Genomic DNA, 13060 nt, shown 5'->3' on the forward strand with positions numbered 1-13060 from the left:
GGGTTATGCCATGTATGGGCATGATATGTATGATGGTGATTGGAACAGACAGCAGGATATGTTGATTCAGCTTGAAAAGGCGATAAATGGCGAGTACAGTGCCATCCAGTGTTATGAGAAATTGGCAGCATTAGCGCCGGATGAAAAGCAGAGGAAACAAATCATTGAAATAAGGGAAGATGAAATAAAACATTTTCAAGCATTCACCCGGATATACAACAGCTTGACCGGGATGCAGCCACAGCCTAAAGTGACGGAACCATGCCCGGACTCCTATGCAGCTGGATTGGAATTTGCCGTTCAAGATGAACAGGAAACAGTAGATTTTTATCAGGATGTTGCAGATGGTGCGGCTGATAGAACCATTAGAAAGGCGTTCCGGCGTGCTGCCGCGGATGAACAAAACCATGCCGTCTGGTTTTTGTTTTACTTAGTAAAACTCAAAGGCTGATTCAATAGTAAGTAAAGTGAAAAAAAGCCAGGAGATTATCCTGACTTTTTTTCACTTTAGGACAGCTCCTGGTTCATCAATATCCCCATGTAATGGATCGGAGTCGGCTCTTATGCGGAATCATCTCTTTGACGATTTCACCTGGGATACGAAAAAATGTTTGTATACCGTATATGAAGCTCCGGCCCCCAGCGCAAGCAGCGCACCACCTATTGCAATGGGATGGGCTCCATCGGGGGCGAATGACTGGGCCGTTCCGGTCGTTCCCCAAAGCATTGCCCCAAGGATGACGAGTAAATAAGGGTATTTTTCCTTCATGGAAGTTATCCTGTAATAAAGATTTACTATTCAGACTATATGATTGTGCCTATTAAGTCAAAGGGGCCTATTTGTTCGAGAGAACGTAACATAGTATAATGGCCTTACAATGGATAAGAGTATAAGGGGGGATAATCTTGTCTTCAGGTAATCGAAACAATCAAATTGGGCCGCCGCGGTTCGCTATTGCCATTCACTCTCTGGTTTGGCTCGCACAAAGCGAAAAGCTCCTGACAAGTTCGGCAATCGCTTTAAAGGTGAAGTCACATGCCACTTTTTTAAGAAGGGTGATGGCTCAGCTTGCAGCTGAGGGGATCGTCGAAACAAAGGAAGGGCGGGAAGGCGGATACAGCTTGAAGGTGCCTGCCTCTCAGCTGACTTTGGCCGATGTGTATCAAGCGGTACGGCCGGAATGTCTTGTTTGTATGGAAACGAGCGAATGCGGTGAAGTCGGGAAACAGCTGGATACGGCTTTGGAGGAGATCATGAACGAAGCCGAAAAGGAAACATTGCGCCTGCTAAAGGGCTATACATTGGAAGAATTCATGAAAAAAGTCGACTTTACCAATTTTGAAAATGAGTGTCTAGGGTAATATCCTTGCAAGAGGATACCTAGGAATATATAATGTGCTTAATGCGATTGCATTTGAAATAAGGAGGTATTTACATGAAGGTGGAAATTTGGTCGGATTATCAATGTCCGTTCTGTTATATAGGAAAGCGTCGATTCGAAGAGGCGTTAAAGCAGTTTGAAAATAAAGAACAGGTAGAGGTTTCATTTCGGAGTTTTGAGTTGAACCCAGAAGCTGAACGGGATATCAATATGACTCAAAATGAAATGCTGGCCAAGAAATACGGCATGTCTCAAGCACAGGTGGAAGCAAACAGCCAAAACCTGACTCAACAGGCCAAAGAATTGGGACTCGATTATCATTTGGACAAAGTGGTCTTAACGAATTCGTTCGATGCCCACCGCTTGATGCATTTTGCTGAATCAAAAGGTAAAGAGAAAGAAATGAATGAACGCCTATTTAAAGCTTACTTTACGGAAGGCAAACATATTGGCGATCACGCTACATTGGCTAGTTTGGCTGAAGAGGTTGGCCTTGAAAAGTCCGAGACGGAGGCCATGCTGGCAGGAACGGCATTCACGGCTGAGGTTAGGGGAAATGAGCAAGAAGGAAGCCTGCTTGGTATTACAGGAGTGCCATTCTTCGTCATTAACCGCAAGTATGGAATTTCTGGTGCCCAGCCAACAGAAGCGTTCCTGGATACGCTAAAAAAAGTATGGGCTGAGGAAAATCCGCTTACGATCGTGAATGATCCAGCAACAGGCGACGCTTGTACGGACGATTCATGTAACGTGCCGGAAAAATAATGAAGATATGAAGAAGGAGACCCGAAACTGGGGTCTCCTTTTTTACATAAAAAGGAAATGTTATATATGGCAAAGAATATAGTGTACAGGATGGCTTTTCAAAAAAGTCCGAATGAAAGGAAGCTAAATGGTGTATATAATGATTGGAATACTAGTCTTCGTGATTGCATGTGCAGTAACTGCCAAACTAATTTCCTATAAATATTGGACATGTATTTATTCAGCATTCGGGAATGAAAATTATTTTAAGGCGGTTGCGAAATTGGAAAGGGAAGGGATACAATTCAAAACGAAAACGCCTATGAATTTAGGCTCTGAAAGCTTTCAAAATCGCGATGAAACCACTCAATATGATGTTTTTGTGAAAAAAGAACAGAAACATATTGCCCAAAGGGCACTAAACAAGAATTAACAAAAGTAAATCGCTGTCCTGATGGCAGCTTTTTTATTGCCGGTGTTCAGGCAAACTATATCCCCTTACATAATTATTTTTAAATGATGAACACAATATACAACCTGGAGTAAACTCCAGATCAGTTTTACTTTCTTGGAAACTCACGAGTATTTGCTCCAAACTCACGAGGGTGGGACTTAAAAAAAGCAAGGTGCTTCTAATTCATCTTTCGATTGATTTCATATAGGATAAAAGAAAGAAAAAGCGTTGATTTTGATATTGAATTGGTTTTTTATAGTTTCAAAGACTGAAAATTTGTATAATGGGTGAGATGGATTTAATTGAATGTACATATAGGAGGGGCATGGATGAGTAAGCTTAATGGCAGGACCGTTGCTTTATTGGGAGCAAGGAAGACGGAAGAACTTAGTAAAATCGTTCAAAATCTTGGGGGAGTCCCGCTCGTTCGCCCGGCACAGGGGACGGTATTCCTTGATGATTCCCATTTGGAAGAGGATGTCACCCGGTTGATGGAAGGGGAGTTCGATTGGATTATCCTCACGACGGGAGTGGGGACGGAATTATTATATAAAACGGCCGTGAAGATGGAAGCGGGAGATCGTTTCGTAGAAGCCTTGCAGTCTATGAAAATTGCAGCTAGGGGCTATAAAACGGTGAATATGCTGAAAAAGCTTGGCCTGCAGCCATTAATCCGTGATGATGATGGCAGTACGGCAGGGCTTGTTCGCAATCTGGAAGGCCATCTGCCAGGAGGTGTAAAGGTCGCTTTGCAGCTTCACGGCGATCCGGCGCCACTTTTGATGAACTGGTTGGATGAACAAAAAGTGGAGCATAAAGAAATCCTGCCATATGAACATATACCGCCCGAAAAGGAAACGATGCAGCAGCTGATCCAAGAACTCCTTGAAGGCAAAATCGATTCGGTTGTGTTCACGAGTGCACCGCAGCCGCGAAATTTAATGAGATTTGTCCGTGAACAAGGTGTGGAGGATAAGATAGCCGACCTGTTTGCATCAGATGTAATTGCTCTTGCGGTCGGAAAGGTAACGGCGCAGGTGGTAATCGATGAAGGGATCGAGCGGGTCATTTATCCTGAAGATCAACGGATGGGCAGTGCAATGGTGGAGCTGGTGAAATATTATCAGGGAATAGCAAGCAGATAGGGGTGAGTTCAGCATGGCCAAGGGCAAGGTCTATTTTGTGGGTGCAGGTCCGGGTGATATGGGCCTGATTACCGTAAAGGGTCAAAAAGCGATTGAAAAAGCGGACGTCATTTTGTATGACAGATTGCTAAATCCCAAACTGTTGGAGGCTGCCACCCTCAATTGTGAATTGATATATTGTGGAAAGACACCTTATACTACTGGCATCAGTCAAGGGGAAATCAATGAGCTGCTTGTTTCCAAAGCACAGGCAGGGCAGCGGGTCGTCCGTTTGAAAGGGGGTGACCCTGCCGTTTTTGGAAGAGTCGGGGAGGAAGCGGAATCGTTGAAGGATGAGGGAATCCCATTCGAAGTCATTCCGGGGGTTACGTCCAGCATTGCTGCATCGATATACGCAGGAGTACCTGTCACACATCGGGATTTCGGACGCTCCTTTGCGATGGTGACGGGCCATGACCGAACGAAGAAGGATATAGATTGGAACGGGCTTGTGAAAAGTATAGATACGGTCGCCTTTTATATGGGTGTGGCCAATCTTCCTTATATCCGTGAAAATTTGATCAATCATGGAAAGCCGGGGAACACGCCGGCACTCGTCATCCAATGGGGCACATATGGAAGTCAGGAAAGTGTCGAGGGGACCTTGGCTGATATCGTCGAAAGGGTAAGTGAAAGGTCGCTTGGCAATCCTGCGATCACCTTGGTCGGGGATATCATTTCACTAAGGGGCAAACTGCAATGGTTCGAAAAGAAGCCACTATATGGACAGCGGTTTTTAGTGGCCCGGACCGGAACGGCAAAGAGTTCCTTGGCAGAAGCCCTGCATGAACTTGGCGGCGAAGTCATCGAGTTTCCTAAATGGAATGCGGCAAAAGTGAAAATGGAAGAAAGTCAGCTGCTCTCTTTTCTTTCGTATGATCGAATTCTCTTCACTTCCCCCGAAAGTGTCCATGGATTCTTGGATTCACTCACTGAACATGCTATTGATTTCCGACGGATTTCTTCGAAACTTTATGTGTTATCAAGGAAATCAAAAAAGGCTTTACAGCAACGGGGACTGATGGCAGAACTCAAATCCGAGATGGCGGAAGCCGGGACACTGTTGGTTGTCGGAGATCGAAACAGAGATCAAAGAGATTTGGCCCATGGGGACGGAGACTATTTTCAATCAATCGATAAATTCGTCGATGAAAGATTCCTTGAAATCCTTCCGAGAATGCTGGACGGGAAAGCTGTCGGAACGGTGCTTTTTTCGAATCGGCATTCTGTTGATATGCTGATGCAATATGGGAACAAGGCAGACGTGGATGTTGAAGGGCTGCTAAATCAAGCCTCCATTGGGGTAATCGGGGAAAGTACCGGCAATAGACTTAAAGACTATGGATTTACATTGGATATGATGCCCATTGAACCGTCTGTCGAACAATTGGTGGAGTTAATCGTGAATAGGTATGTTTTTTAGGCTCTGATAATAACAGAGTCTATTTCCTTTGGAGGGGCTTCGTTAATCATTCCTGCAGAACTGTTGTTTGCATTCAGTGTTATGGTCTATCGTGTTATCATTTAATTACGACATAACAAAATGCGGAAAGTTTGAAAAGGCATCACTTACCTCTTTTATTGGCCAGAATTGATGTTTACCATTCATAGACAGGGGGTGACTTAATGTTTAATATTGTTGATATTTTATGGCAATTATTCTACCTTGCCCTGCTAGTTCTGCTATTCGTAATGGTTGTGAAGTCGATCCGTTTCTTTATAAAACATATGACAAAAATGAATAACCTTGAAAATAAAAGAGATGAATTAAATGAACGATTGAAAAAGAAGGATGAGTGACGGCCGTATCTCCGGGGCGGTTTCCTGTTTGCGAGTTATGGCAGGGGTAGATTGGATTAGCCTTGCCAAATGGACGCTCGTAAGATTTTGAGGAGTAAAGAATAAAAGTCTTTTATTCCTTCCCGGATTGGGTATTATATATAAGTGACTTTTCCAGGGAGGCGAGGCAAATGAAACGGACATGGGAATACGTATTAAGTATCATAGGCGTGAGCATCGCTGCAATTTTTTTAATCGTGACGATCATAACGGCCGTTTATCTCAACAGTATCGATTTGAAAGAAATGGTGGACTACTCATTAATGACAGATTCTCAGGAGTTTTCTTCATCTGAGATAGATATGTCAGTCAAATTTTTCATGGGCTTATTATGGGCTGGAATCATATCGCTGTTCATTGCCTTGGCAGGCGGTTTGATCGCTATCTTTCTATTAAAAGGCGGCAAAGCGAAGGGAGCCGGAATCTTATTGATCATTACGGGCATTCTGACGATTTTTCATGTTTGGCCGCTTATCTTCTTCATCGTACCGGGAATCATGTGCCTTGTAAGGAAGCCGAGGGAAACGGTGGAAGTGATCGTATAATACGACACCATACATAGTTCTGTGATTTGAAAATAAAGGAGCTGGCCCGAAAATGCGGGTAAGCTCCTTTATTTGCTGTAAGGATATTATAGGAGGATATACCTTTTTATACCTGCAATAACCAGTCTATCATGTTACTATTATTATAGATTTAAATATAAATAGACTGGAGTTCAATCAATGAAAATACCATATTGAAGGTTGGGGCACTGACCTATTTAACACTCGGATTGTTCAATGGACAGGCTTTTGCGGAGTCTGGTATAACCAATGCGTGTTCATCATTCGGTGAGATTCAACCCAATGAAAATCCTTCCCATAAGCAGATTAACTGCTTACTGACGAATGCAGCAATAGAGGCTGAAATCCCCCTGAAGTGGTAAAAGCGGTGGCTACACAGGAAAACGGGGATTGGAGGCAATTCAATGAGGACGGTAAACCGATTAAATCCGACGATGGCGGTATCGGTCTAATGCAGCTTACCAATAAAACTGGATATGATCAGAAAAAGCTGGAAAATGATATAGTCTACAATATCGAGGCAGGCGTCGAGGTCCTGAGTGGCATGTATTCAAGAAGTGATTTGCCGAAGATCAAAGGTGCAGGACGCAGGGTCATCGAAAATTGGTATATCCCTGTCATGGCATACAATGGGACAAAACCGGTGAACAGTCCTCTTTACCAGGAAAACGGACAAAGAAATGCGAGTGCCTACCAAGAGGAAGTTTTTGCTGAGATAGAAAAACAAAGTTATTTGGATGGCCCAAAACTGGCCAAATATCCATTCAAAACAACGGACTTTCAATATGACCGGGAAAGCACAGAAAATATCATCTTTAAAAATCTTGAATACACACTGACAGATCAAACGCATGACTCCGTTTATTGGTTCAAGGCAGGAGACAAAGTTGTGACGACATCCAGTGCGAATATCAGGAAAGAAATAAGCACTACGGCAGGTGCAGTACGTGTGCCACCAAATACAAGCATGATCATCACAGGGAATTTTGATTATCACGAATCTACGGGAAATAAATTTGTCTTTTACCCCGTACAAACGGAAGACAACAGTATTAAGGGGTATGTTTCATCGGCTTACATCTCCAATGGGCCATCGATTGTCAAGGATACGGATATGCCTGTGATTTCAGGAGCTGCCGGTAAATCGATACCATTCAACTCAACCTTCAATCCTAAAACCGGCATAAAGGCGAAGGATGATAAAGATGGTGACTTAACGAGTGTCATACGTGTTGAAGGTAAGGTGGATACCAAGAAAGTGGGCACCTATAATTTGACTTATACGGTAGCCGACAAGGCTGGGAATGTTGCCAAGGTCACAAGGAAAATAACTGTTTATGATCAAGTCAAGCCAGTGATTTCAGGTGCCGGGAATAAAACCATCAAACTTAATTCTTCATTCAGTCCAAAAACGAACGTGAGTGCCAAGGATAATGTCGATGGCAACTTGACTAGTAAAATCAAAGTGACGGGTACAGTCAATACGAAGAAAAAGGGGACCTATACATTGAAGTATACGGTCACCGATTCATCGAAAAATGCAGCTACAGTTACAAGGAAGATCACGATTGATGGCACCAAGCCAGTCATCTCGGGAGCCAATAGTAAGACAGTTGCCTATTATTCGACATTCAACCCTAAATCAGGTGTTTCTGCGAAAGATAACCTTGATGGCAACATGACAAGTAAAATCAAAGTGACAGGTACGGTGAATACGAAGAAAAAGGGAACGTATACATTAAAGTATACAATCACTGATTCATCGAAAAATACTGCGACAGTCACAAGAAAGATTACGGTAGACAGCACCAAGCCGGTCATTTCCGGTGCCAAAAGCAAAAACATTGCCTATAACTCGACATTCAATCCTAAATCAGGTGTATCTGCGAAAGATAATCTTGATGGAAGTTTAACAAGTAAGATTAAAATAACAGGGACTGTGAATACGAAGAAAAAAGGTAACTATACATTGACTTACACAGTTACGGATAAATCGAAGAACAAGGCAGAAGTAAAAAGGAAAATCACAGTTAAATAGATGGCAAAAAAGGATTCCCGCAATAGGGGGAATCCTTGAATTTGTAGGCAAGGGTTTATCTAAATTTCAAAAAAAGTTGATTGGAGCGGGTGTGCGAGACTCCTGCTGGAAAAGCGAGTCGAGGGTAGACCCCACAGGCGCAAAAGCGCCGAGGAGGCTAACGGACCGCCCGCGGATAGCGAGTGCCCTACGTTTCAATCGACATCCGAGATTTTACAAACCCTCATAAAAACTGTAGATAAACTTGATTTTCAACGAGTTTGTTTACAGTCTGTAGGATTCCCGTCATAGGGAATCCTTTTTTGATGTCTAAATGTATTTGGCTGAAAGGTATGCATATATAATAGTAGAAAGTGTCTTTCAGGGTGGAGTGGATATTGATAAAAATGTTATAATTGTAAATAGATGTAACATAAAGTGATCTGAAGGGGGATTGTTTATGGGCAAAGAACACGGGCATGTAAACTGGATGGATCAGATTTTTAAGGAATATGAACGTGACGGCGGGTTGAAGAATAATCCTGGCTTTGGAAAACCGCTTCCGGAGTCGGCGTTATCGGGAAATATATATGACAATTTCTTGGCAAAGGCCAAGGATGCCGGCTACCTTCCGCTTTGGATAAAATGGCAAAAAGAAATTCGGGAAGAGTTATCCGGATTGGTTAGATTGAAAAAAATGAATGGACCTGAATCTGAAATAATGAAACGAATTGATGAAATAAATGAGAAAGTACGTACATATAATGCGATTTGTCCAGCCAAAATGCAGCGCAGGGAAATAGAGTTGGAAAGCATCGATATCCAATATGAAAAATGGAAGTAATTTACAATGTGTGAAATGTGGGTATTTGTATGACGTGATCATTAAAGGATTATGATATAATGGCATGAATAAAAAACAGAGAGAGGGACTTCGATTGGAAAATAGAAAAGAAGTTTTTTCATGGATAAAAGCGATATTGATTGCAGTCATTCTAGCTTTTTTAATTCGAACGTATATTTTTGCACCGATTGTCGTGGACGGTGAGTCAATGATGCCGACTCTGCAAGACCACGAGAGAATTGTTCTTACCAAGTTTGGAACGAGTATCGATAATATCGACCGGTTTGATATTGTCGTTTTTCATGCAACGGTAGATAAAGATTATATAAAAAGGGTTATCGGTCTGCCAGGAGACCATATTGAATATAAAGATGATACGCTTTATATTAATGGGAAAGCTTATGAAGAACCATACTTGGACAAATATAAGAATCAGATGGCAGGGGTGCCGCTGACTGAATCCTTCAAGCTCGAAGATATTACAGGCAGCATGACTGTGCCGGAAGGTCAGCTGTTCCTTATGGGGGACAATCGCCAAAATAGTTTGGATAGCCGTGAAATCGGCACGATTTCCGTCGATGAAATTGTAGGCAAGGCGAATCTAGTGTATTGGCCGATCAATGAAATAAAGATTGTGAAATAAGAAGAAGCGGACTCAGGTTTAGAGTCCGCTTTATTGTTGCGTTTTACATTCCATTGTCATACAGGTTTTTCAACAAAAAACGTGTCAATTCTACTTTTTTTATCTTTTTTTATGAAAATCAACTCATTTGGGTTAAATTAGGTTATCCTATTAAAAAGAAGTAATCACGTTACCCAGGCCCGCATAAGAAATTGGATTACTTTAAAAAAGGGTGCTGAGATGGAGTACTATAGATGGATATAGTAAAGGATTTAATATCAAACTATGGTTATTTCGCGATATATGCGCTGTTGGCCATTGGGATTATCGGCTTGCCGGTTCCTGATGAGTTCATGATGACTTTTGTCGGCTATTTGTCATCCATTTCCGTTTTGAATGTCCAGGGAGCATTCCTTGTCAGTTTCCTTGGATCGATATCCGGGATGCTTTTCAGTTATTTCATCGGGAAAAAGGTAGGGAAGCCTTTTTTGAGGAAGTATGGTAAGTGGATCAAAATGACCCCCGCGAGGTTGGAAAAATTGGAGAAATGGTTCAATAAATACGGTCCTTGGACCATTATCATAGCCTATTTCATCCCAGGAGTCCGTCACTTCGCCAGTTACATTTCCGGTATGAATGGAATGGGGAAACGAAAGTACTTTATCTTTGCCGGAGCAGGTGCTTTCAGCTGGTGTTTGGTATTTACGACTTTTGGCTATTTCATTGGTGTGTTAACTTAAATCATTTCAACTTCAAAATTTCTTTATTGAATCAGAAAAACCCGTTTCTGGATTCCAGAAACGGGTTTTTCCATTTCTGCCTATAATTATTGAGCTGAGTATCCACCGTCGATGACAAGCTCGGCACCAGTTACGTATGAAGCGTCATCGGAAGCAAGATAAAGCACGGCATTTGCAATATCCGCCGGCTGACCCAAGCGTTGTAATGGTGTTGCCTTGATCATTTGGTTCACTAACTCTTTTGACTCTTCTAATTTTTGAGTCATCGGTGTTTCGATGATACCAGGGAATACAGCGTTGACACGGACACCCATGCGGCCATATTGCGTTGCGGCAGCCTTGGAAATAGCACGAACGGCACCTTTTGAAGCAGAATAAGAGTTTAAGCCCATTCCGATTTGAGCAGTAAAGGAAGAAATGTTCACGACTGCGCCTTTACCTTCTTTAGCCATGTAAGGAACAACGTGTTTCATTCCAAGGAATGGTCCAAATCCATTGATGCTTAACATTAGCTGCCAATCGGCCAATGACGTATCGTTAATGCCTTTTTCCGTTGAGATACCGGCATTGTTAACCAAAATGTCGATCTTGCCAAATTTAGCGATAACTTCATCCGTCACTTTTTTCCAGCTTTCGTCTGAAGATACATCAAGTACAGCTCCATGGACGTTATCCAATTCATTCACAACAGCTACAGCTTTTTCATTGATATCAGCAGCAATGACCTGTGCTCCTTCTTTTGTGAATAGGTCAACCATTTCCCTGCCCATACCAGATGCTCCGCCAGTGATAATGGCTACTTTATTAGTCAATCTTCCCATCATGATCACTCCTAATTGGTTGTTATAACGATGAATATATGTTTAAGCATAGTTCAAAAGTTATATTATCAACGAGCAATACTATAACTCCTTTTAAAATCCGTCTAGCTTTTTATTTTTTCGCTTGCGATTTTGCTTTTTCTTGCTGGGTAAAAAAATTCATGTACGTTTGTGGAAAAAGGAATTCCCATGTTGAGAGCGTTATCAATCTTTTAATCTACAAAATTGATACCGTAGATCATCAATATCTAAAATAGCTTAATCCGTTCTATTTGAACCGATTAACAAGTAATCTTGTAGAGGCATCGTATGCATGTTGGGGAGCACCATATGTTCAATTCTAGTAATTAAAATGGAATACTGCAAACTTTTTGTACTTTGGATACAAATTTTTATAACATCATTCCAATTCTAACTTTTCAGAACTTTTCTTTACATTGGAGGTCATCATTTTATGAATAACAGAATGTATCTTTCCTTAGCCATCCCGCTTACGATTTCGACGATGAGTACGCCCTTGCTCGGTGCGGTCGATACGGCTGTGGTTGGAAAGTTGAGCGATCCCGCATATATTGGCGGGGTGGCTGTCGGAACCATTATTTTTAATACGATGTATTGGCTTTTTGGTTTTCTTCGGGTCAGTACATCTGCCTTCGCTGCACAAGCGGAGGGGGCAAGGGATGAAAAGCAAAGCCTGATGGCCTTGGTTCGGCCATTTTTCATAGCAGCGATCATCGGTCTTCTTTTTATCGTGATCCAGAAGCCCATTTTGAATGTTTCGTTAGGCGCAATCGGTCCGGAATCGGACGTTTCCGCCTTTGCCGCAGACTATTTCGGCATCCGGATATGGGGGGCACCTTTTGCGCTATTGAATTATGTCATCTTAGGCTGGTTAATCGGGAAATCCAGGATAAAAACATCTTTGTTCATTCAAGTTTTCATGAACGTGATGAATATAGTCTTATGCCTCGTTTTTGTAAATGGCTTTTCATGGTCTGTATCAGGGGTTGCTGCCGCTTCATTGATATCAGAGATTGCCGCGTTTTTCCTGGGCTTGTGGGTGATCCGGAAAGCGGTCAACGTACCGGATTCATTTTCATTCCGGGAGGGGTTCGATCGGGCTTCCCTGAAAAAAATGATGGTGGTCAACAGGGATTTATTCATCAGGACCATTTGCCTGATCACGGTTTTCAATCTTTTTACGGCCAAGGGAGCCACTTTCGGGACAGAGACACTGGCGGCAAACGCCGTACTCATTCAAATCCATTACCTGATGGCCTATTGCTTTGATGGCTTCGCGAATGCATCGAGTCTTCTGGTCGGGAAGGCGATTGGTTCGAGAGATATAAACCTTTATAAAAAAACACTCTCACTATCGGCACGGTGGGGCTTGTATGCTTCGTTCATACTTGCCGCATCTTACTATCTATTCAGCGATGAGGTCATTCTCCTTTTCACGGATATTCCCGGCGTCATCGAATTGGCCCATGAATATGGACTTTGGATAGTTCTATTCCCGTTCACTGCCTTTATCGGACTCATTTTTTATGGAGTGTTCACCGGAGCGACTGAAGCCGTTCCAGTAAGGAACTCGATGCTCCTTGCACTAATGGCTTTTCTAATAGTCCAATTCGCAGCAGTAAGCAATCATGGCAATCATGGATTATGGCTTGCATTCCTGGCTTTCAGTTTAGGACGTTCTTTGTTTTTAGCATTATACATCCCAAGGCTAAACCGAAAAGTTACAAAGCTTATGGATGCCGATAGTTTAATGAAATCATCCTCTTTTTAATAAAAGAGGGTGTTTTTTTGTAGACAAAAGGAAGTCTATCTAAATTTTTGATGAA

The 13060-nt window shown here is 42.3% G+C and carries 15 protein-coding genes; 13 read left to right on the plus strand and 2 right to left on the minus strand.

Annotated elements, in window-relative coordinates:
* Positions 1-10: 10 nt before the first annotated feature.
* The gene (locus tag ACQKMF_RS02770; RefSeq protein WP_427571687.1) at positions 11-451 is read left to right on the plus strand and encodes a ferritin-like domain-containing protein; all 441 of its coding nucleotides are present in this window, start codon (positions 11-13) and stop codon (positions 449-451) included.
* Between the two features lie 120 nt (positions 452-571).
* Here the strand turns inward: ACQKMF_RS02770 and ACQKMF_RS02775 are convergent, their stop codons facing one another.
* Positions 572-769 carry a hypothetical protein gene (locus tag ACQKMF_RS02775; RefSeq protein ID WP_427571689.1) on the minus strand — a complete coding sequence of 66 codons (198 nt, stop codon included), beginning with the start codon at positions 767-769 and terminating at the stop codon, positions 572-574.
* Positions 770-906: 137 nt separating this feature from the next.
* On the opposite strand from ACQKMF_RS02775, the gene ACQKMF_RS02780 reads away from it, so the two are divergent.
* From ACQKMF_RS02780 to ACQKMF_RS02830, 11 genes are all read left to right on the plus strand, one after another.
* Positions 907-1362 (plus strand): RrF2 family transcriptional regulator, encoded by a 456-nt coding sequence (locus ACQKMF_RS02780; protein ID WP_101222993.1) that lies wholly within the window; start codon positions 907-909, stop codon positions 1360-1362.
* A 74-nt stretch (positions 1363-1436) separates the two neighbouring features.
* Complete coding sequence (locus ACQKMF_RS02785; RefSeq protein ID WP_101222992.1) at positions 1437-2147, plus strand: DsbA family oxidoreductase; 711 nt, start codon at positions 1437-1439, stop codon at positions 2145-2147.
* 130 nt (positions 2148-2277) lie between these two features.
* Entirely contained in the window at positions 2278-2559 is a 282-nt protein-coding gene (locus ACQKMF_RS02790; protein ID WP_101222991.1) for a hypothetical protein, read from the plus strand.
* A gap of 350 nt (positions 2560-2909) precedes the next feature.
* The gene (locus ACQKMF_RS02795) at positions 2910-3725 is read left to right on the plus strand and encodes a uroporphyrinogen-III synthase (protein ID WP_101222990.1); all 816 of its coding nucleotides are present in this window, start codon (positions 2910-2912) and stop codon (positions 3723-3725) included.
* A 13-nt stretch (positions 3726-3738) separates the two neighbouring features.
* Positions 3739-5187, plus strand: coding sequence for a uroporphyrinogen-III C-methyltransferase (gene cobA, locus ACQKMF_RS02800; RefSeq protein WP_402939017.1), 1449 nt, complete (start codon positions 3739-3741; stop codon positions 5185-5187).
* Between the two features lie 203 nt (positions 5188-5390).
* The gene (locus tag ACQKMF_RS02805) at positions 5391-5564 is read left to right on the plus strand and encodes a hypothetical protein (protein WP_157831021.1); all 174 of its coding nucleotides are present in this window, start codon (positions 5391-5393) and stop codon (positions 5562-5564) included.
* A gap of 170 nt (positions 5565-5734) precedes the next feature.
* A complete protein-coding gene (locus ACQKMF_RS02810; protein ID WP_101222988.1) occupies positions 5735-6148 on the plus strand; it encodes a DUF4064 domain-containing protein in 414 nt (137 codons plus the stop codon).
* A 388-nt stretch (positions 6149-6536) separates the two neighbouring features.
* A complete protein-coding gene (locus tag ACQKMF_RS02815; protein ID WP_427571693.1) occupies positions 6537-8207 on the plus strand; it encodes an immunoglobulin-like domain-containing protein in 1671 nt (556 codons plus the stop codon).
* A 439-nt stretch (positions 8208-8646) separates the two neighbouring features.
* Positions 8647-9030, plus strand: a complete 384-nt coding sequence (locus ACQKMF_RS02820) for a DnaJ family domain-containing protein (protein WP_101222986.1) — start codon at positions 8647-8649, stop codon at positions 9028-9030.
* Between the two features lie 64 nt (positions 9031-9094).
* On the plus strand, positions 9095-9673 hold the full coding sequence (gene lepB / locus ACQKMF_RS02825) for a signal peptidase I (RefSeq protein ID WP_101222985.1): 579 nt from the start codon (positions 9095-9097) through the stop codon (positions 9671-9673).
* A 233-nt stretch (positions 9674-9906) separates the two neighbouring features.
* Positions 9907-10392: a DedA family protein gene (locus ACQKMF_RS02830; RefSeq protein WP_101222984.1), complete on the plus strand. Its 486-nt coding sequence runs from the start codon at positions 9907-9909 to the stop codon at positions 10390-10392.
* A gap of 86 nt (positions 10393-10478) precedes the next feature.
* Here the strand turns inward: ACQKMF_RS02830 and ACQKMF_RS02835 are convergent, their stop codons facing one another.
* Entirely contained in the window at positions 10479-11213 is a 735-nt protein-coding gene (locus ACQKMF_RS02835) for an SDR family NAD(P)-dependent oxidoreductase (RefSeq protein WP_101222983.1), read from the minus strand.
* Between the two features lie 454 nt (positions 11214-11667).
* Here ACQKMF_RS02835 and ACQKMF_RS02840 point away from each other — a divergent pair, with 454 nt between their 5' ends.
* On the plus strand, positions 11668-13005 hold the full coding sequence (locus ACQKMF_RS02840) for an MATE family efflux transporter (protein ID WP_101222982.1): 1338 nt from the start codon (positions 11668-11670) through the stop codon (positions 13003-13005).
* The last annotated feature ends 55 nt before the right edge of the window (positions 13006-13060 follow it).

It is taken from the genome of Peribacillus sp. NPDC101480 (assembly GCF_050277335.1).
GTDB lineage: Bacteria > Bacillota > Bacilli > Bacillales > DSM-1321 > Peribacillus.

Bases quoted from the DNA above. Each gene is read 5' to 3' on its own strand.
- lepB (WP_101222985.1), top strand. From the start codon at position 9,095: ATGAATAAAAAACAGAGAGAGGGACTTCGATTGGAAAATAGAAAAGAA.
- ACQKMF_RS02820 (WP_101222986.1), top strand. From the start codon at position 8,647: ATGGGCAAAGAACACGGGCATGTAAACTGGATGGATCAGATTTTTAAG.
- ACQKMF_RS02805 (WP_157831021.1), top strand. From the start codon at position 5,391: ATGTTTAATATTGTTGATATTTTATGGCAATTATTCTACCTTGCCCTG.
- cobA (WP_402939017.1), top strand. From the start codon at position 3,739: ATGGCCAAGGGCAAGGTCTATTTTGTGGGTGCAGGTCCGGGTGATATG.
- ACQKMF_RS02795 (WP_101222990.1), top strand. From the start codon at position 2,910: ATGAGTAAGCTTAATGGCAGGACCGTTGCTTTATTGGGAGCAAGGAAG.
- ACQKMF_RS02770 (WP_427571687.1), top strand. From the start codon at position 11: ATGTATGGGCATGATATGTATGATGGTGATTGGAACAGACAGCAGGAT.
- ACQKMF_RS02775 (WP_427571689.1), bottom strand. From the start codon at position 769: ATGAAGGAAAAATACCCTTATTTACTCGTCATCCTTGGGGCAATGCTT.
- ACQKMF_RS02810 (WP_101222988.1), top strand. From the start codon at position 5,735: ATGAAACGGACATGGGAATACGTATTAAGTATCATAGGCGTGAGCATC.
- ACQKMF_RS02830 (WP_101222984.1), top strand. From the start codon at position 9,907: ATGGATATAGTAAAGGATTTAATATCAAACTATGGTTATTTCGCGATA.
- ACQKMF_RS02840 (WP_101222982.1), top strand. From the start codon at position 11,668: ATGAATAACAGAATGTATCTTTCCTTAGCCATCCCGCTTACGATTTCG.
- ACQKMF_RS02785 (WP_101222992.1), top strand. From the start codon at position 1,437: ATGAAGGTGGAAATTTGGTCGGATTATCAATGTCCGTTCTGTTATATA.
- ACQKMF_RS02835 (WP_101222983.1), bottom strand. From the start codon at position 11,213: ATGGGAAGATTGACTAATAAAGTAGCCATTATCACTGGCGGAGCATCT.